The 18,409-nt window shown below is 59.6% G+C and carries 18 protein-coding genes; 10 read left to right on the plus strand and 8 right to left on the minus strand.

Going from position 1 to position 18,409, the window contains the following annotated elements; all coding sequences use genetic code 11:
- Genes MUY37_RS13880 through MUY37_RS13895 form a run of 4 tightly spaced genes read left to right on the plus strand, consistent with a single transcriptional unit; the run spans position 1 to position 4,916 of the window.
- Positions 1 to 1,470 carry an efflux transporter outer membrane subunit gene (locus MUY37_RS13880; protein ID WP_499195954.1) on the plus strand — a complete coding sequence of 490 codons (1,470 nt, stop codon included), beginning with the start codon at positions 1 to 3 and terminating at the stop codon, positions 1,468 to 1,470.
- Entirely contained in the window at positions 1,467 to 2,618 is a 1,152-nt protein-coding gene (locus MUY37_RS13885) for a patatin-like phospholipase family protein (protein ID WP_499195955.1), read from the plus strand. The genes MUY37_RS13880 and MUY37_RS13885 overlap by 4 nt, the downstream gene beginning before the upstream one ends.
- Before the next feature lie 20 nt (positions 2,619 to 2,638).
- Positions 2,639 to 3,475 (plus strand): LOG family protein, encoded by an 837-nt coding sequence (locus tag MUY37_RS13890; protein WP_499195956.1) that lies wholly within the window; start codon positions 2,639 to 2,641, stop codon positions 3,473 to 3,475.
- A 43-nt stretch (positions 3,476 to 3,518) separates the two neighbouring features.
- Positions 3,519 to 4,916 carry an MBL fold metallo-hydrolase RNA specificity domain-containing protein gene (locus MUY37_RS13895; RefSeq protein ID WP_499195957.1) on the plus strand — a complete coding sequence of 466 codons (1,398 nt, stop codon included), beginning with the start codon at positions 3,519 to 3,521 and terminating at the stop codon, positions 4,914 to 4,916.
- 76 nt (positions 4,917 to 4,992) lie between these two features.
- Here MUY37_RS13895 and MUY37_RS13900 read toward each other — a convergent pair whose 3' ends face one another.
- On the minus strand, positions 4,993 to 5,418 hold the full coding sequence (locus MUY37_RS13900; RefSeq protein WP_499195958.1) for an RrF2 family transcriptional regulator: 426 nt from the start codon (positions 5,416 to 5,418) through the stop codon (positions 4,993 to 4,995).
- A gap of 81 nt (positions 5,419 to 5,499) precedes the next feature.
- Between MUY37_RS13900 and MUY37_RS13905 the strand changes: the two genes are divergently transcribed.
- Genes MUY37_RS13905 through MUY37_RS13915 form a run of 3 tightly spaced genes read left to right on the plus strand, consistent with a single transcriptional unit; the run spans position 5,500 to position 6,711 of the window.
- The gene (locus tag MUY37_RS13905) at positions 5,500 to 5,979 is read left to right on the plus strand and encodes a group III truncated hemoglobin (protein ID WP_499195959.1); all 480 of its coding nucleotides are present in this window, start codon (positions 5,500 to 5,502) and stop codon (positions 5,977 to 5,979) included.
- Positions 5,972 to 6,430 (plus strand): hypothetical protein, encoded by a 459-nt coding sequence (locus tag MUY37_RS13910; protein ID WP_499195960.1) that lies wholly within the window; start codon positions 5,972 to 5,974, stop codon positions 6,428 to 6,430. The genes MUY37_RS13905 and MUY37_RS13910 overlap by 8 nt, the downstream gene beginning before the upstream one ends.
- Positions 6,427 to 6,711 carry a TehB-like domain-containing protein gene (locus MUY37_RS13915; RefSeq protein WP_499195961.1) on the plus strand — a complete coding sequence of 95 codons (285 nt, stop codon included), beginning with the start codon at positions 6,427 to 6,429 and terminating at the stop codon, positions 6,709 to 6,711. Before MUY37_RS13910 ends, MUY37_RS13915 begins: the two co-directional genes overlap by 4 nt.
- Before the next feature lie 319 nt (positions 6,712 to 7,030).
- On the opposite strand, the gene MUY37_RS13920 is transcribed toward MUY37_RS13915, so the two are convergent.
- The gene (locus MUY37_RS13920) at positions 7,031 to 8,119 is read right to left on the minus strand and encodes a histidine kinase dimerization/phosphoacceptor domain -containing protein (RefSeq protein ID WP_499195962.1); all 1,089 of its coding nucleotides are present in this window, start codon (positions 8,117 to 8,119) and stop codon (positions 7,031 to 7,033) included.
- 313 nt (positions 8,120 to 8,432) lie between these two features.
- Positions 8,433 to 9,149 carry a hypothetical protein gene (locus MUY37_RS13925; protein ID WP_499195963.1) on the minus strand — a complete coding sequence of 239 codons (717 nt, stop codon included), beginning with the start codon at positions 9,147 to 9,149 and terminating at the stop codon, positions 8,433 to 8,435.
- 77 nt (positions 9,150 to 9,226) lie between these two features.
- Here MUY37_RS13925 and MUY37_RS13930 point away from each other — a divergent pair, with 77 nt between their 5' ends.
- Genes MUY37_RS13930 through MUY37_RS13940 form a run of 3 tightly spaced genes read left to right on the plus strand, consistent with a single transcriptional unit; the run spans position 9,227 to position 12,611 of the window.
- Positions 9,227 to 10,405, plus strand: coding sequence for a CBASS cGAMP synthase (locus MUY37_RS13930; RefSeq protein ID WP_499195964.1), 1,179 nt, complete (start codon positions 9,227 to 9,229; stop codon positions 10,403 to 10,405).
- On the plus strand, positions 10,402 to 12,078 hold the full coding sequence (locus MUY37_RS13935) for an E2/UBC family protein (RefSeq protein WP_499195965.1): 1,677 nt from the start codon (positions 10,402 to 10,404) through the stop codon (positions 12,076 to 12,078). Before MUY37_RS13930 ends, MUY37_RS13935 begins: the two co-directional genes overlap by 4 nt.
- Positions 12,075 to 12,611 (plus strand): Mov34/MPN/PAD-1 family protein, encoded by a 537-nt coding sequence (locus tag MUY37_RS13940; protein ID WP_499195966.1) that lies wholly within the window; start codon positions 12,075 to 12,077, stop codon positions 12,609 to 12,611. Before MUY37_RS13935 ends, MUY37_RS13940 begins: the two co-directional genes overlap by 4 nt.
- A gap of 468 nt (positions 12,612 to 13,079) precedes the next feature.
- On the opposite strand, the gene MUY37_RS13945 is transcribed toward MUY37_RS13940, so the two are convergent.
- From MUY37_RS13945 to MUY37_RS13965, 5 genes are all read right to left on the minus strand, one after another.
- Positions 13,080 to 13,907: a hypothetical protein gene (locus MUY37_RS13945; protein ID WP_499195967.1), complete on the minus strand. Its 828-nt coding sequence runs from the start codon at positions 13,905 to 13,907 to the stop codon at positions 13,080 to 13,082.
- Entirely contained in the window at positions 13,904 to 14,590 is a 687-nt protein-coding gene (locus MUY37_RS13950) for a hypothetical protein (RefSeq protein ID WP_499195968.1), read from the minus strand. Before MUY37_RS13950 ends, MUY37_RS13945 begins: the two co-directional genes overlap by 4 nt.
- 800 nt (positions 14,591 to 15,390) lie before the next feature.
- Entirely contained in the window at positions 15,391 to 16,290 is a 900-nt protein-coding gene (locus tag MUY37_RS13955) for a 3'-5' exonuclease family protein (protein ID WP_499195969.1), read from the minus strand.
- 87 nt (positions 16,291 to 16,377) lie between these two features.
- The gene (locus MUY37_RS13960) at positions 16,378 to 17,265 is read right to left on the minus strand and encodes an exonuclease domain-containing protein (RefSeq protein ID WP_499195970.1); all 888 of its coding nucleotides are present in this window, start codon (positions 17,263 to 17,265) and stop codon (positions 16,378 to 16,380) included.
- A gap of 194 nt (positions 17,266 to 17,459) precedes the next feature.
- Positions 17,460 to 18,128 (minus strand): hypothetical protein, encoded by a 669-nt coding sequence (locus MUY37_RS13965; protein ID WP_499195971.1) that lies wholly within the window; start codon positions 18,126 to 18,128, stop codon positions 17,460 to 17,462.
- Between the last annotated feature and the right edge of the window lie 281 nt (positions 18,129 to 18,409).

Here is an 18,409-nt window from a genome sequence, read left to right on the forward strand (position 1 = left end):
ATGGGATATCGTAATTCTTCTCTCGCCGTCGCCGTAGCTGCCGGACTTGCTGGCTGCACGACGGTGGGGCCCGACTACCAGCGACCCGAACTCGACTCGGCGATCGCCGCAAACTGGCTCGAACCGGGCGGTCAGGGATCGGTGACAACCGAATGGTGGACACGTTTCGACGATCCGGTCCTGACCTCGCTGATCCAGCGCCTTCTTGCCAACAGTCCCGACGTGGCCGAAGCGAGCGCTCGGCTTAGACAGGCGCGCGCCAATCGCGACGCGGTAATCGGGCGGACCCAGCCTCAAGCCGGACTGACTGCGTCCGCAACGCAGAACCGGATAAGCGAGGAGGGGCAACTGCCGGTATCGAACATTCCGGGTTTCTCATCGGAATACTCCCTCTTCGACATCGGTTTCGACGCGAATTGGGAACTGGATTTCTGGGGTCGGCAGGTCCGCTCCCGGCAAGCCGCCGAGGCGCGGCTGGAATCGGCTGCCGAGGCAAGGCGCGACGTCATCGTGCAGCTTACCGGCGAACTGGCCCGATCCTACGTCGATTTGCGTCAGGCGCAGGCGGAAGCCCGCTTGGCACGGACGGCGGCGGATGCTTCTGCGGAACTCGAACGCCTCACGCGCCTGCGCTATGAGGGGGGTGAATCCTCGCGCATCCAGGCCGCCGAGGCGACGATCAGCGCCCAAGCGCAGCGCGAGGCTGTTTTGCGGCTAGAGGCCGGTGCACGCAGTGCGGCTTACCGCATCGCCGCAATCCTCGGCGCACCGCCCGAAACCGTGGTGCCGGAACTCGCCGACGACGGCGCCATACCGCAGGTCCCCGACACGATCCTCGTCGGATTGCGTTCGGACCTCTTGGCGCGCCGCCCAGACGTGCGCCGCGCAGAACGCGAACTCGCCGCCGAGGTCGCCGACGTCGGAATCGCCACGGCCGACCTGTATCCCCGCTTTTCGCTACTGGGCAGTCTCGGCCTCCAGTCGCAATCCCTCGACAATCTCGCGAGTGGCGAAACCCTACGCTTCAGCATCGGACCGAGCTTTTCCTGGCCGATCTTCAGTGGTGGACGTATCCGTGCCCAAATCCGGGCGACTGATGCTCAGGCAGACGCGGCGGCAGCGCGCTTCGAGACGATCATCGCCGAAGCGCTGTCGGAAACCGAGGATGCCATAAATGGCTTTCAGACCGCGGGTCGGAGGCTCCAGGCAGCGCGCGAAGCGGCAGTAGCGGCCGAGACGGCTCTTCGGTTGTCGGAGAGCCGCTTTCGGGCAGGCGAGGATGACAAGCTCGCCCTGGAGCGGCAGCGCTTGCAGTTCCTGGAAGCGGCTCGCTTGGTCGCGCTCTCCGAAGCCGCTCGGGCCTGGTCTGCCGCGACGCTCTATAAGGCGCTCGGCGGTGCCTGGGTTGACCTGGACGAAGATGGACTGGCCGATCTTGACTACCAAGCCCAGACGCCGAGCGGACGATGACGCATGGCCGCGTCTTTGCGATCATCGCCGTCGCCTCCCTCACCGGAGCCTGTGCGACCCTTCCAGACAGGGCACTGGCGACTGCCGAGCTGCAGGCACGCGCGACTGTGCCAGGGTTCTCCGCCATCAGGTTCGAGCTCGACGCACCGGTCGCGAGGATCGACAGTTGGCGCGATGACCTACTCCGGGATCGCGCGAACGCACGAGTCTCAGACCCCCTGAACCTCCTCGCACTCTCTAGCGGCTCGGACGACGGAGCCTTTGGAGCGGGATACCTCGTCGGCTGGACCGAAGCGGGAACCCGTCCCGCCTTCGACATCGTTGTCGGAGTGAGCACGGGCGCGCTGATCGCTCCTTTCGCCTTCGTCGGCCCGGAAAAGGATCCGGCATTGCATCGCCTTTACACCGGCATCGAGGCGGACGACGTATTTCGTTTGCGTCCCGTTTCTGGAGTGCTGGGCGGTCCCGGCCTGGCGTCGAGCCGTCCCTTGCGCGCAATGATCGAGCGCGAGGTCACACCGGCACTGCTGCGCGAGATCGCAGAGGCGCACGCCAAGGGTCGGCGTCTGCTTGTCCTGACGACCAATCTCGATACCCAGCGCGGCACGGTCTGGGACATCGGAGCGATCGCTGAACAGGGCACAGAGGAGGCGGAAGCGCTCGTCGAGCGCGTGCTCCTCGCCTCGGCCAGCATTCCGGTTTTGTTGCCACCGGTACTGATCGAAGTGACGGCCGACGGCGAAACCTTTACCGAGATGCATGTCGATGGCGGCACGATCGCCAGCGTTCTGGCAGTACCGCCAACCGTGCTATGGAACGAAGAAGCGAATTACCGCCCGGCGATTTCCGCGGGAAGTTCGATGACCATTATTTACAATGGCCATACGCAGCCGCGATACGAGGTTGTCGAACCGCGCACATTCCCGATCCTTGCACGATCACTTCAAACTATGATCGCTGCCGCCGATCGGCGAATGCTGCGAAGCTATCAGAGGTTCGCCAAACGAAATGGCATGACCTTCTCTGTCGTGGCAATCGAAGAAGACTTCGACGATGAATTGTTCCCGGATCGCGAGCGCTTCGACCGTGCATATATGAACGCGCTTTTCGAGTATGCTCGTCGGCGGGCAGTCCGGCGTGTCCAATGAAAACGCGAGGAAATCCATCCATGCCAGGCAAGAATGGCACTCCGGTCGTAAGCGCCGCTTACACGCCGGCATCCGAAGATATCGACTTCCTCAACATGGATGATCTTCGCCCGCTGCGCCTTCAACTCGAACTGCTGAAGCCCGAATGGTATCTGCGTCAGGAGGGAATCCGCTCGACCGTGGTCGTGTTCGGGAGTGCACGCATATCGCCGCCCGAGGTGGCCAGTGCGCGGATCGAAGAACTTGAAGCCGAGCTGCGCGAGGAACCGGACGATCCGCAATTGCGCACAGAGCTTGGTCGAGCGCACAAGCGAAAAGCATATTCGCACTATTACGAGGAGGCGCGGAAATTTTCCTCGCTGGTCTCGCGCAGTTTTGACGATGCGGGTCTGCACGATTTCGCTGTCGTCACCGGCGGTGGCCCGGGGATCATGGAAGCCGCCAACCGGGGCGCGCGGGAGGCAGGTGCCAAGAGTGTGGGCCTTAACATCGCTCTGCCCCATGAGCAGGAACCAAACCCCTTTGTCAGCCCCGAACTGTGCTTCCAGTTTCGCTATTTCGCGATCCGCAAGATGCACTTTCTCCTTCGTGCCAAGGCTCTCGTCGCCTTCCCGGGCGGCTACGGCACCCTTGATGAACTGTTCGAAGTCCTGACCCTGATCCAGACCGCCAAGATCGCGCCGATCCCGGTCGTCCTGGTCGGTCGTGATTATTGGGCGAAGGGGGTGAACTTTGATTTCCTTGTCGAAGAAGAGTTCATCGATGCCGACGATATCGCTTCGTTTGAAATCGTCGATAGCGCTGAGGATGCAGTTCGCGTCATCCACGGTTTCTATGGCGGCGAGCCGCCGGAATGAGCCCGATCGACCACACTAGCCAAATCTGTAGAGGGAAAGTCTCGTGCAAGTTACCTTCAACGGCGCAGCGCAGGAAGTCACCGGTTCTTGCACACTGATCGAAACCGGACAGACCCGGTTTCTGGTCGATTGCGGAATGTTTCAGGGTGGCCGCGAGGCAAGCGACAAGAACCGTACTCCTTTTGCGTTCGAGCCGTCTGACATCGATTTCGTGCTGCTCACACACGCGCATATCGACCACAGCGGCCTGCTACCCAAGCTCTACCGCGAAGGGTTTCGCGGACCTATCCATACAACGGCGGCGACGGCGGAGTTGTTGGAGATCATGCTGCGCGATAGCGCGCATATCCAGGAAACGGAGGCCAAGAGAAGGGCGCGCCGTCGCCGCAATCGCAGCAAGCCGGTGAAGGAGCCGATTTACACACTCGCTCATGCAGAAGCTGTCCTGCTCCAGGTGCGACCGGTGGACTACGAAGAACGGTTGCAACCGCAGACCGGCATCGAGGTTCGGTTCCGCGATGCCGGTCATATTCTCGGCTCGGCGATCGTGGAGGTATGGGTCACCGATAATGGGCGCGCCCGAAAACTGGTCTTCTCGGGGGACCTGGGGCAGCCTGGGCGCCCGATTCTGCGCGATCCGGCGATCATCGAGGAAGCCGATGTCCTCTTCATCGAGTCGACCTATGGTAACCGTCAGCACAAGAATCTCACCGATACTGTCGATGAATTCGTGGCTGTCGTGTCCGAAACACTTCATGTAAAGAAGGGCAACGTCATCATACCGGCCTTCGCGGTCGGCCGGACACAGGAACTCATCTACTACTTTCACCAGCTGGTGTGCGAAGGACGCCTTGGCGATCTCGACATCTTCGTGGACTCGCCCATGGCAACCGCAGTGACCAAGCTTACCGCGCGGCATATGAATCTCTTTGACGAACAGGCCCGCAGTCTGGCGCGGTGGCATGCCGAGGGAGACAATATCCCCAACTTGAAGTTCGTCGGGAGCGTCGAGGAATCCCAAGCGCTCAACGACATTCGCGCTGGCGCGATCATAATCGCAGCGAGCGGCATGTGCACGGCCGGCCGTATCAAGTATCATTTGCGGGAGAATTTGCCGCGCCCTGAGAGCGCTGTTCTCATTACCGGATTTCAGGCGCAAGGTACGCTGGGGCGCAGGCTGGTGGACGGAGCCGATCTGGTTCGTATCTTTGGACAGGATGTGCCCGTCCGAGCCAATATCCATACGTTGAATGGCTTTTCTGCCCATGCCGATCAGGCTGCGCTCCTGGATTGGCTTGGCGGATTCAAGAAGCCTCCATCCCGGACCTTTGTCGTTCATGGCGAGGCATCGTCGTCCGCTGCCCTCGCGGAGAAGATTACCAGCCAACTCGGTTGGAAAACGCATATCCCAAGTCTGGGCGAAATCACGCAAATCATTTGATGCCAAATGCGGGTTTGCTGCAACGATGAGCGGATCGCAGATGGTTGGGCAATGGACATTGCCCAACCTGGACCGGTCAAGGCGCTAGCCGACTGAGAAGTCTATGCTGCTCGCCCGTAATTTGCGCCAGGTCGAACTGGTCCAGATGCGTCAGAAAGGCCTCAAGAGCGCCAGCTAGCGCAGGCTTCAGGCCACATGCACCATCGATTGTGCAATTCTCCTTGCCGCCCATGCAAGCAACAAAACCCGTGAGATTCTCCAATCTGCGGACCACCTCGCCGACATTTATCTCCGCTGGAGGCTGCGCCAGACGCAGACCGCCCCCCCTTCCTCGCAGGGATGCGACATAGCCTGCGGCGACCAGTTCTTGTGCGACTTTCGCGAGATGATTGCGCGATATGTCGTAGTGATCGGCCAGCCAGTCGATCGACACGACATCATCTTTGGCGGCAAGGGCCATGAGCATTCGCAAGGCATAATCTGTTCGAAGGTTCAGCTGCATAAAACAAGTATATCAGGTATTGCTTTTCCCTCCAACGCGCTATAACAGGTATATTATATACCTCTTTAAAGAGAGCTTCAGATGCATACCGCAGCCGAGAGATCACGAGAGCAAGTATACGCTGCAAGGGCAGCAAAGCGCGCGCATTCCGTAGCGCTGGGCGTGGATGAGCGGTTCGTGTCGCTCATGGTGGAGCGCTTTTATGGCCGTATTCGGGAGGATGAGCTGCTGGCACCGATCTTCGCCGAACGCATCTCGGACTGGCCCCGACATCTGGAGCGGATGAAAACTTTCTGGCGATCCATACTCTTCAATAGCGGAGAGTTTTCGGGAAATCCCATGCTCAAACATATGGCCATCCCGAGCCTGGAAGAAATGCATTTCGCGCGCTGGCTCGAGCTTTTCTACGCGACTTTGAACGACCTCGAACCATCAGTCGAAGGCGTTGCGCTGGTAGCCGAAAAGGCACGCGCCATCGCCGATAGCCTTCTGACCGGAATCTCTATCCGGCGGGACGGCATGTCCGGATCCAAAGCAGGAAGGAACCTCCCCTATGCTTGAACAACGTGCGATTGTCGCCGAACGCGAAGCCGATCTGGAGGTGGAAGTCGAAGCGCTCGCGTATACGCTTCACCCCCTGGCTGCCGCGCCAGTTGCGCCCCGGAGTGCGGGATTTCAGCTTCCGCGAGGTGTCTGGATGGCAATGCTGTCCTGCTATGCGGTGTTCTTCGGAGCGATTGCTATCGCAACCGGAGGAAGCGGGTCGGCGCGTTTCGCGATCGTGGTCTCAGTGCTTTACACCCTGGTTTATTTCGGGGTCGCGAGGATCGGCGCCAGGCAGGCCGGGGCCGAAGAGACATCCCCGCTCAAGCAGGGCAGAATGCTCGATACGTGGACCGGCCTGATGGATCGGAAAGCGGTCTATGGCCAGATACTAATCGTACCCTTGGCGGTCGCTTTCTTCGGTGTCGGGATTATGATCATAGTCTGGGCGATCGGCGCGGGCGAATGACCACAGCGAAGAACCTGCCAGACCATGTCGAGAAATACGGGGAATCATCGCTCTTCACCGAGCAAACGGTGCCGCGAAAGTTGCTTTCGGACCATCATCTAAAGCCCGGGGTTTGGGGCAGGCTTTGCGTGAGTTCCGGAGCTCTTGAATTCGTCATACCCGGTACGCCGGAACAAATGCATACCATAAGCGAGAACGAGCATCTGGTTATCGAGCCCGAGCAGGTGCATTTCGTAAGGCCGCTTGGAGCCGTCGAATTCAAGATAGAGTTTTACCGTTGAGCGTGGGTCGCCCTTGAATTCGCTCCAAAACGATTCTTCTCTTCTACTCCCTACCATTCGGCGGGGAAATCGGAACGCGCGGCGATTGCAGCTTTTTGAACAGTGAAAGAAGTCTGCTTTAAGAGCAAAGCCTATAAGAGACGCAAACGCCGCTCCCCGCCCCAAAGCTATCGGTCTGTTAACAGCAGAAGCTGCCGGTCAGAAAAGCGCCCTCATATCGGACATGAAACAGAGTCAGCGATTTCCCCGAAAGCAGACGCTTTATCCTGCCCGAAATGGCTTCGCAGAACGTAGGTAGGAACTGCGGTTGCACTACGAATTAACGGGGCTGTGTAGTGACGCTGAGCCGCATGCCAGCACCCTCGGCAGTCCAACGCGCCGTCGCCCCCAGCGAAGTGGCGAGGGACCCAATGACCCTTGTACCCAACCCCGTGCCGGACGCAGCCCGCTCGGCATCATCAGGCGACGCACCGCCCTCGTCGGTACATATGATCGACCAGTCTCTGCCTGCCCCGTCGATGGCGATCTCGATGGCGCCCTTTCCATCCACCGGCCCATGTTTCACACTGTTCGAGACGAACTCGTTCACGATCAGGAGCAAGGCATTTGCAATCTCCGGCGTCGCTTCTCCAGGCTCCGTCATGATCACCAGATTAGTACCTGTCGGCAAAAGTTGTTTCAGGTCTAAATGGACGCGAGAGAACAGGGACTGGAGGTCAATCTTCCCGCCATGTTCAAGTTCGTGGAGTTCAGCATGAAGGGAAGCCAGCGCGCGAATTCGCGCACTGGTATCGTTGAGGGCCAATCTGAGTGCTGCGTCAGACGTATGGCGAGCTTTCATCGACACGAGCGCGCTGATCGATGCTAGTGAGTTTTTGACGCGGTGGTCAACTTCGCGCCGGAGCATTTGCTCCTGATGTAGCGCAACGCGAAGATTGAGTTCCCGCATCACGTGCTTCGAAAGCACCGTTAGTATTTTTCTTTGGCGATCGGTAAGGGTTCGCGGCTTGTGATCCAGTACGCAAAGTGTTCCCAAGGGCAGGCCATTTGACCCTCTCAAGACGGCTCCAGCATAAAACCGGAATCCTGGCTCGCTTGTGCACAGTGGATTATCGGCCATCCTTTCGTCTTGGAGTGTGTCAGGGATTTCGACGAAGTCACCCTGAAGGATGACGTGCCCACACAGGCTGGTTTCTATCGGAGTAGACCTGATGCCGAGACCAACCTCAGCCTTGAACCACTGCCGGCCTTCATCGATGAAATTGACGACGGAAACCGGTGCGTCACAAATGTCAGATGCAATTTCGACGAGCTCGTCGAAATCTCGTTCGCGATCTGTATCGAGAATGCCGTATCGGCGTAGCTCTTGGAGTCGCTCGGCTTCTTGTGGGTGCAGGCACGGTTTCATCCGTGGGGGCTAACAGGCTCATCCTACAAATGGAAAGCAATATCTCGCGAGGATCCGAATCCGGTTAACGGAGCGGCAGCTACGCGCCCCATCCAAGACGTAGCCACCCGAGATTTTAGCTCCCAAGAGCGGACATTCGCATAGGTCGATGGACGCGGGTGGCCGCGCGGAGAAGGGGGTTTCTAAGCTACGATTGTGATTTCTCGTTAAAGAGTTTCGAATTCTTTCTTGACCACCCAACAGCGAAGAGTGCGGTCGATCCGCTTGTAGCCCGAGCGAATTTCAATGGCTTCTACGCTTCGAGCGCGCGCACCTAAACCGTTTGATTAGAAAGACGATCGAGTGTGAGCGTTCCAGCAGTGTTGATTGCGCGTCGCCATTGTCGCGCTGTCCAGAATGTTCCCTCAAGCTGATCCTTCTTATTGTCGTAGAACAAGCAGGCTGCTGCATCGAAACTGGGATCATCCGCTTGGTTATCGGTGTCGTTTTGCTGGCTAAAGAAATAGCAGAGCGAGGGCCGCTCAGTTTCCGAACGCTTGCGCGGCATGACGATATAGCTTGTCGAGTTTTTAATCGGTGTATCAGCGCGCGGATTGGTCATTGTGATCTTGATGGACCACCACGATTGTTCGATCTCGGCGACCAGTGAGACAGGCAGCAACTCGGCAAGCTCGTCCGCTTCGCAAGTTCGAGGGTCGAAACTACGTCGCCGATCGGCGGCCGCATCAAGCAACTGCATCTGACGCGACCAATTGCTGCGAAGCGTCATAGCCCACTTGCCGTTAAGATCCGGGAACACGTGGTGCCCAAGATCGGGCAACCAGCCAACCCTTTTACTCACCGCCCAAACCCATCGCCAGATGGGGTTCCATGTAAGGGCAACACAGATTGCCCAAACGATGCTTGGTATTGCCAGCCTTCGAACTTCGATATCGAATGCAGACGTAGCGAATTCTATCGCCAGGAAAACGCCCACGGCCAAGAGTGCCGCAGCGTAGATCAGCGCTTTTACCGGGAAAATTCTGTACATTGTTTGTTCGCCTCTTGATTTCGCTGTAACCTGCCGCATCTCTGTAGGAAAGGCCCGATTGATTTAGGAGTGCCGCCATGACTTTAGCTAACGCGCATGCCCTATTTGTCGGGCTTCAAAAGAACCCGAGCTATCTTGCAAGCCTCGAGATCGAAGATAACGAGCGGCAGCGCCTCTTAAATGCCCGTCAAACCATCCGCACGGCCCTTCGCAATGCAACGCATCGCCTCGAAACAGACAAAAGCTTTTGGCGGCGTGGTTATCTGATCGAGACTGCCAATCGCATTCAGGACGATGTGAAGGTCAAGTTCATGACGCAAGGCAGCTTCGCGTATAAGACGCTGAATGCTCCAGCGCAGCCGGATTTGCAGGAGATCGATCTTGACGATGGCATGTACGTTCCGGTCCGTTTTCTGAGCGATAATCATCCCGCGCTAGCGGCTGGCGCCCTGTTTACCTTCGTTGAAGAAGTGCTTCGCCCGGTTTGCCGGGCTAACGGCTGGTCGCTCGACTCCAGCAAGAGCACGTGCGTGCGGATCAGGCTCTGGCGAGGCGCGCATATCGACATCCCGATCTATTCCGTTCCAGAGGAGCGCTTCAGAATCATGAAGGCAGCCATTGAGGAAGCCGCCTTCAGCGCGCGCAACCTAACTTTTGACAGCGTTCCTGCGATTCCGAGCGACCGCGTGATGCTGGCCCAGCGCGGCGGAGAATGGGTTCAATCGGATCCCAAACAGCTTCATGACTGGGTTGAAAACCGAGTTGATCGCCACGGCCCTTCATTCCGTCGAATGAGCCGCTTCTTTAAGGGCTGGCGCGATCATGTCTGGGCCGACAGCCCGCTATCCTCAATCTGCCTCATGTGTGCGATCGATGCGGCTCTGCTCGAACTCGGTCAGAGCGCAGAAAACCGCGATGATAAGACTATACTCGATGTCGCGCGACTGCTTCCGCCGATTTTTTCAGGCGAGATCAAAAACCCGGTGGTTAAGGCGAGCTGTTTGAACAGCTGGAGCGAGGAAGAGCGCGGAGATGTTCTGGCGGAAACGCGAGCTCTTGCTGCGACAATGGAGGCTGCGCTCGAGCGTACTGGCGACGCCGACCGGGTTATCGAGCATCTGCGCGATGCATTCGGACGACGCATTCCCTACAGGCCAGATATCATTGCGATTGAGAGTGACACGGCTGCAGCTGTACGTGCCGCTCCTGCGGCGACCGTGGCCACACCGCACATTACTAGTTCCGATTCCGGATGATGTCGCAAGCCGATCGGTGGCGCGCCATTGCAGCTACGCTTGCGAATAAAGGCTTCACCGAACAGCAAGGGGCATCGCCAGAGTTTCGCGGATCGATAAACGTCCATGGCCGTGCGGTCGATATTGAGCTGGTTGTTCCAGATTCAAAGTTTGTGGAGCTACCCATTGTTCGGCTTGTCGATCGCAAGCAACTCCCCACTGGCGCATTTGGACATATAAGCCGTGACGACATCCAAGGCTCTGTGGTTTGCTTTGCCCCCGCAACAGGCCTGCCACTCGACTTTCACAATCCAGGCGGATCCGTTTTGCGCGTGCTCAGACAGGCCGAGCTTTCGCTGGAGAAGAGTTTTGCCGGGAAAGGCGGCGCCGAAGTTGCGGCCGAGTACCAAGAGTATTGGATAACGAAGGAGCCGCATTTCCGAGTTCTCGTAAGCCGGTATGGTACAGCTGGGCGACAAGCCGGTTTGCAATACGCGGTCTTCAAGCCTGAAACGGGAAGTCCGTTTTTCGCGATCGCTGATACGATCAGTCTACATGACCACGAGGCTACCCGATTGTCTGGAGCCGTTGTATTCCATTTCGATGCCGAGTTGGGACCGACCGCTGATCGAGTGGTCCCGAACAGCTTCTTGTCTCTTGAGCAATGGTTTCGTGGGCAAACGGCTGCGGTTGCTGATCGCTGGAGCGAATGTGAGAGAGCGCTTTTGTCGGGGAAATTCGTATGCCTCGCAGCAAACAACTGCACTCTCGGCGTCACAGTTGAACTGCCGGCTAACATTGCAGTGGCGGTCCGTGCAAAGAAACTGCGATCTTCGAAATTGCAGCCACTTTTAGCCAATCAGAAGACTAAACTCGATATCAAGCGCTCCGGCGGTTATTGGACGGGATTGGCTGAAATCGCTCAACGTAATTTGCACGGGATCAAAACATTGGATGGGAAGGCCATCGCTCTTATAGGTTGCGGCACGCTTGGAAGCCATCTTGCCAAATTCCTTATCCAGAGTGGCGCGGGCGTCAGTGCCCCCCTGACGCTAGTTGATGGTCAGGTGCTTTCTGCTGGCAATATTGGGCGTCATTATCTCGGTCATTCGCGGATAGGCGAACCGAAGGCGAGCGCACTGGCTGAGGAGCTAAAATCTTTTCACCCCCAATGCGATATCCGTGCTACGGTTGGCGATGCGCTAGCTCAAACGACGGTGCTGGCTGACGCCAATCTACTCGTCGACGCGACAGGTGATTGGAACACGCAATATGCGCTGAATGAACTTTTTTATGAGGACGGCATATCGGCTGATGCCATTTTACATTGCTGGATAAGCGGTAACGGCGCAGCTGTTCAGGCTTTTCTGAATGTTCGCGGCGATGAGTGCTGCTTTCGCTGTTTGAGACCGTCTATGGACGCGGGGCCGCGTTTCCCAGCTCTCAAACCGGGGGTCGAAGCCAACCTGGCCCCTGCGACCTGCGGAGATGGGAACTATATTCCTTACTCCGTTGCTGCGCCTGCCACCGCTGCCGGATTAGCTTGCGACATGGCGATAGGTTGGGCCAACGATAAGCCAGGGGCGCGGCTTCGCACGATCGTACTCGACCACGAGCGCGGCATCGAGCGTAAACCAACGTCTCCTTCAGCTCACAAAACGTGCCCATCATGCCTCGCGAGGTATGGGTCGTGATCGAGGGCATTCTTGTCGAACATGAAGCTGCAGAGAACATGTTGAAATGTACGCGGCAGTATCGCCCTTTAGAAGCTGGGGGGCTGGTACTTGGGCTGCGCAAGGGTCTCTACCTTCATGTGACTGAGATCACCCGTCCATTGCCATGGGATCGACAGAGTTCGACGCGCTTCCAGCGCTCGCCTAAGGGGCACAGAATAGCTGCGCTTAGGAGGTGGCGTAAATCCGGCGGAAAGATGGACTGGATTGGCGAATGGCACAGCCATCCTGGGTTTTCTCTTACGCCTTCCTCCATCGATATACGCAATTGGCACGGCATCGTTAGGCAGCGCAAGGCAGAGATGATATTCCCCATCTGCGACGGACGAGAAACCGCCTTTTACCTTCAGTTTTCGGGTGATCGGGGTAAGGTTTTGCTCCGGCAAGTCGAAAAAGATGAGCTTGGCACTTTCTACCTCACCCCTGCTGCCATTAAGCGTCGTCTGCGCAAAACGGGGAATGAGGCTTATGGTCCAACCGTCGAGTTGCCCTAGCCTAGCGGGCAACCGCAACCACACTTTGCTCTGTTCCTGCAAACGGCCCACGCTCTGCACGAGCGTTGCTATGGCACATTGCGAGCCGCAACTGAAATCAAACCACCACAACAACCCGAGATCCTGAGACTAATCGTAGTAACTTCCAATGACAAACCCAAGTGCACAGCGACGAAAGATGAATCTCCGATCTAAGCGCTAAAGCTGGCAACAGGGTGTGGGACGAAACGGCAGCATTCCGTGTCGGGCTCGCCAACAGAAGACAGTCTGCAACCGGCCCGATGCGGTCAGGATCGACGGTTCAGAATGCTCGAACGCCGTCCGCTAGGACCGCGATACATTTTTCTACGCGCGCGGACGACTTCTCAGCGGCTGGGACTGGCGAACTCCACTAACGCAGATCAGCGAATGCGGATGCAAAAAAAGGGGGTGGGGCGCCCCACTGCGGCGGGCCGCCCCATTCTCGATTTAACCGCCACCGATCTCCCGATCGGCGAACGCGAGTTGCATCAGCCGCTCGCTCAACGCTCGGGCGCCTTGCCGGTAGGCGAGCTCTCCCCAGTCAGGCCAGCGGTCGATGCGCTCGTGGAGCCAGAACAGCATCCTGTCGCGCGCGTAGTCGTCCGCGAACGTGGCGGACCATAGAACGCGCGTGAGCGGAATGTTCGGTCCGAGGCCGACCCCCGCGAGCACGATGGCCGGCTGCCCTGCGATGCTCTTGCGCCCGAACCGGTATTGCAGGTGCAGGGTCGCGCGCTCCTGCGCCGCGATCAGGCGATCGCGCTCGTCCTGATCGGGTGTGCCGGTGAGGCCGTGGAACGACTTGAGCGTCGGCAGGCCGATCGCGAGCGGCGCCGCATCGGGACTTCGGGTGGAAGCGAGCATCACCAGAACCGCGCGCCCCTCGGGCGACAGTTCGGCGGCGAGATCGGCTTCTGGTTGCGGCATCAGCAGCTTCTGGCCAGCAAGCCAGCTCATGTAATGTCTGCTCCGGTCCCAACTGCCGAACAGGTCGACCGCGCGTTCCTCGGTGTAGATCACCCGGCGATCGAGCGAGACCAGCGTGGCGAGCATGAACTCGAGCTCCTGGTTGCGGGTATCGGTGCGCGGGATCGCGGCCATCCCCAACCGCTCCGCCCAGAAGTATTCCCGGACGCTGCTCCAGGTCTGGCCGGTGTGGTCTGTCAGCGGCGGATAGCCATCGAGCTCGCCCTGGGCGACGAGCCAGTAGCCCCAAGGGAGGTTGGGATTGAAGCGGTCGGTGTAGGGGATCTCGTCCCAGTCGCGCGCGCTCACCGGCGGCGCTCCGGATCGAGACCGACCGGCGGCGGGGATGCGGGATCGAGCTGGGTGTCGCTGTCGCTTTTGCCATCGACGGCGGCCTTGAGCAGTCGTGCGAGCCGGCAGGTCTGTGCGTAGACATAGGCGATGTCACGGTAGACCCGGCCGTTCTCCGCGCCGAGGTCGTTCGGATTAACTTGACGACCGGGGACCAGATCGTGGTTCCGATCGCACTGGAACCCAAACCACCACAGCGGTTCGTGGCTGCCATGATTGTCATCACCATCCTTGCTCCGGCCCGGACGTTTCCTACTAGCCGTTTTCGGATGACAGATGGTGATCTCTGTGGGCCCGTCCTCGCACGGCGCCGCGTAGTCGAGGCCGCCGTGCGGACTGATTCCGAGCGCACCCGGCACGGCGTCGACCTCGAACCCGAACAGGGGATGATCCTCGCCTACGCCGGTATAGCCCCCAAGCACCCCGTCTTCCTGCCGCAGGATGGTACAAGGCAGGCCAGTGGCGGCATCGACCCAGGCGAGCTTGTCCGGCTCTTGCTGCCACGGTCCATCGCCCGAGGGATGGCGCGCGGGGACGTGGAATACCTGCGTCGCTTCGATCTCGGTACCCGCGATGGGGTAGGTCTTGGTTTCTCCGGTAGGCACAAGCGCTTGGCTGGCAGTGGTTTTCTTCTTGGGCATTTCGATAAGTCCTTCTGATACGAAAAAAGCCGCTGTCCCGAGTGGACAAGCGGCTGCTGATCGCCCGCCGGATGGCGAGCGCGGATGGCACGGTAGATCGCGAACGACGGGCCGTGCCGGCTCCCGTCATCCTGCTGGATCAGGTCATGGTTTCCTCCCTCTTCATTTCATCGTTATCGTCGTCATCCCGACCGCCGATCCGCTGGTGCTGCGCCGTCGCGGCGACGCGATTTTGCCCGGCTTTCAGCTCGGCGCCTTGCGTGCCCGCTCGATCCGCGCCACGCTTCCCATGCCGCGGCCAACCAGTCGCGCTGCTTCGCCCTGCAATGGGTCCACAGGAAGAGAAGCCAGAGCGCCTGCGCATCGCGTGCGGCCCTGGCTTCCAGCCTCGTCCACATGGGACCGCTCTCGGCGACGATCCCATAGGCTTCCGCCGCATCGAAAAGTTCGCGTCGTTCGCACTGCAGGCAGATCGTCCTGAGATCGGGCCGGTAGCCCGTGATCAGCGTTGGGGGATCGGGCGGTAGCGACCCGGCCTAGGATGGCGCTGTGTCGCAACGCATGATCCGATAAGCGCTTCGTGTGCGCCAGCACCGTCGCATCACGCGGGATTCGCTCGGCGATAGAGGCGATGACGGTGCCTCGCGTCTCGGCGGATCCGAACGAGCGCCGATCGAGTTCAAACCGCGCGCCACGCTTCGGATTAGTCCTCACAACAAGCAGCGCGGCGCCCGGCGTCCGGCCGCCATCAATACAGACCGAAACCAGAACCCGCGGGTGCGACATGCGGTGGCCGACGATCATGCCGCCTGCTCCATCCGGTAGACATTCCCGCGCAAGGCCGCTTCACGCAGCCGGTCTCGTGCCCACGGCTTGAAGTCGCGGATCAGAAATGCGCTGTCCGGTGAGGCCGCCAACGCCGCATCGGCGACGGCCATTGCGGTGCGCTCGCGGTCGCAGCCGATCTCGCCCATCGCGGCGAGCCAGCGCAGGCCGACGATCGTGGTGGTCAGGACATCGGCAAGGACGTGGTCGTGGACCATGTTCCACTCGTCAGCCTCGACCAGCTTTCCGATGGCCTCGGGCGGCGAGGGTTTGGAGGGGATGCCGCACCCCGCGGCATACTCGTCCAGATGCACCTGATCGGCCTGCACGGTGGTCGATCGGCACAGGTCGATCCGCTCGCGCGCATGCGGCGAGGTATCGCGCAGATGGACCGGCAGGTTCAGGCCGTAACGGCAGGCCTGGTAACGCAGCACGGCGAGGTCGCGTACTTCGCCACCCCAGGTCACCATCCGCGCGTCGCATCCGATGGCATCGAGTGTGTTGAATAGCCCACGCACTATGTCGGTCTCTGCATGTTCAGCGAGCGTCATGACGACCGGTTCGGCGATCTCGGGAAGGTCGCTCTGCCCATCGAATCGCACCACCATCCAAGCGGCTGCAGCGATGGTTTGGAACGGCCAGCGGATCTTCTCTGCGATGCGATGGCCACGCTTGTCGTATCTGGGCTCGCGCCCATAGGCCCAAGCCTCGTGTGCCTCGCGGCGAAACTTGTACTCGAAATCGCAGACGAGGAAGACGCGCGGGCCAGTTGTTTCGTCCCGTGCGTGCGCAGCGATAGCGGCATGCGCCTGTCGCTCGAGCGAGCGCTCCAGCGCGACGAGATCGGTTACGCCATTGGGGGTGTTATCGGTCATGTAAATTCTCCACTGCAGACGCACGAAGGCCCGCCGGATCGGGCGGGCCTTCGTGAAGGTCGTTAAAGGTTGGATGGGGAGCTGCGATCAGCGGTGCCGTTGGTGAGCGGTCATGGTGCTGAGCGTCGGCTCCGGCAGGCCGCTGCGATAAAACCAGGCCCGCTCGTGATCGACCAGTTCGGGCTCGATCTCTTTTTCCCAGACGCTCGCGCCCGCATTCCAGCGATACTGCCGCGCTTTGAGCAGATCCTTCTTGCCGATCGGCGAGAAGGTCGCGCGCACCAACGTTGTGGTGCGGTCGGCGCCTTCCAGCAGACGTTTGAAGTGGGTGCGTTCGGGATCGGCGCCCCAGCCCCTGCGGCGCTGCTGGAGAAGCCAGAACAGCGACCAGACGTCATCGCCCGCTCTATGCGCCGTGGTGTGCCAACCTTCTTGCGCCAACAGCCACTGCTGTGCGCGTCCGTCCATCTTCGCGCGCAGCCAGTCGATGTCCTTCATCGAACATCCCCAGGCGGCACCGGCGAGTTGCGGATAGCGCCGCTCCAGCCATGCGATCTCGAACGACGAATTATGCGCGACGAGTAAGTCCGCGCGGTCCAGCATGGCAAGGACCGTTTCGTCGGGGATCGACTTGCCGATCAGGTGATGGTTCGCAAGGGACGTAAGCCAGATGATGCGCGGGTCGATCATGACGCCCGGATCTTCCTGCCAGACGCGAGGCGCGGCATGGTTCACGACCTCACCGTTCTCGTCCACCCAGACGAGCATGATCGCCAGTTCCATGATGCGATCGCTGGCAGGATCGAGGCCGGTGGTTTCCAGGTCGATGAGCGCGAGGCAGCGGGCATCGGGCGGCGCGCCTTTTGGCGCATTGAAATAGGGACGCGGGACCGCGCGCAGGATGCGGTAATCGCCATCAGTTGCTAGGCGATGCGCGAGCGCTTCGCTGTCAGGATTGAGATGTTCGGTATTCATGAAGCTTTGCCTTTCGGTTCGTTGCCGAACCGGCGAGGCGAGAGCCGAGCGTTCATGCTCTTTTCCTCTCTCCCTGCCGGTTCACACGGCAGATCTCCACTAATGTCTTTTTGTCGTTCGCATGACGCCGGGAAGGCGGTCATGTTTTTCTGGTGCGGATATAAAAAAGGGGCCGGTCTCTCGGCCGCCCCCTTTCAGCCTATCGGAAGGATGCGTTGCTCTTCGTAGTCGTATCGCGACATGTCTATGGGGTAGTCTTCGGCTTCTTCAGATGCTGCCGTTTCCGTCACCACTTCGCTTCGACAGGATGCGACGCCCAACCTTCCAAGCAGGGCATCGTGCTGATTGCGGATCTCGTCGAGCCGGGCTTCGGCGAGATCCGCTCGCTCCTTTTCGGTTGCAATCTTCCGGGCGGAATCCGCGACGTCCTGCGCCAGTTTGTCGACCTTTCCGTCAGCGAGCACACGGGCGTCCCGTTCGCTGACGAGCTCGCTTTCGAGAAGGGCGATTTCTTTTCGCAGCAAGGACTCGGTCTGGTCGCTACGCTGACGCTCCTCGTCGATGGTCTTGCCCGTGAGCCCCAGCGCGACATGCACCATCTCTTCGATACCGGCCCGAAACTGCCTTTCGAGTTCCTTACGCAGGCCGTCGGGCGCCTGTCGAACGTGTCGTATGCCCTGCGCCTCCATGCGCCTCTTCCAGTCCTCTACCTTGTTGTAGACCGATTCGTTGCCTTTCGGCATGCCAAGCGCGGTAGCAACGGCGTTCCCATACACCTGGTCGAGATCGCCGCCGGCCTCCTGCAATAACCGATTGGCAATGGCGTCGACGTCGGTCTGCGTTTTGTAATTCTTCTTTGTCATGATTTCGAACCTTTCCTGTCCGCTCCAGCGAAGGCAGCGAATGTCGCTGGGTTCGCTGGTTGTTATCGTTGGTCAGCCGGACGTTCGTTGCGACCGCCGCTTATCGGGAAGGATCGGGGGTTTCTTTGCTCAACCGAGAGCTGGCTCCGCAGCGAATGCAGCGAATTGCGTATCGTAGATCATGCGGTGTCGCGACGATGGGCGCGAGCCGAAGGCGATAGGAAGCGAAACGGGCACGCACGCTGACCGGGCGATTTCGATCGTCGCATTTTACGGCAAGC

The organism is Qipengyuania sp. ABI-127-1, assembly GCA_022953095.1.
GTDB lineage: Bacteria > Pseudomonadota > Alphaproteobacteria > Sphingomonadales > Sphingomonadaceae > Qipengyuania.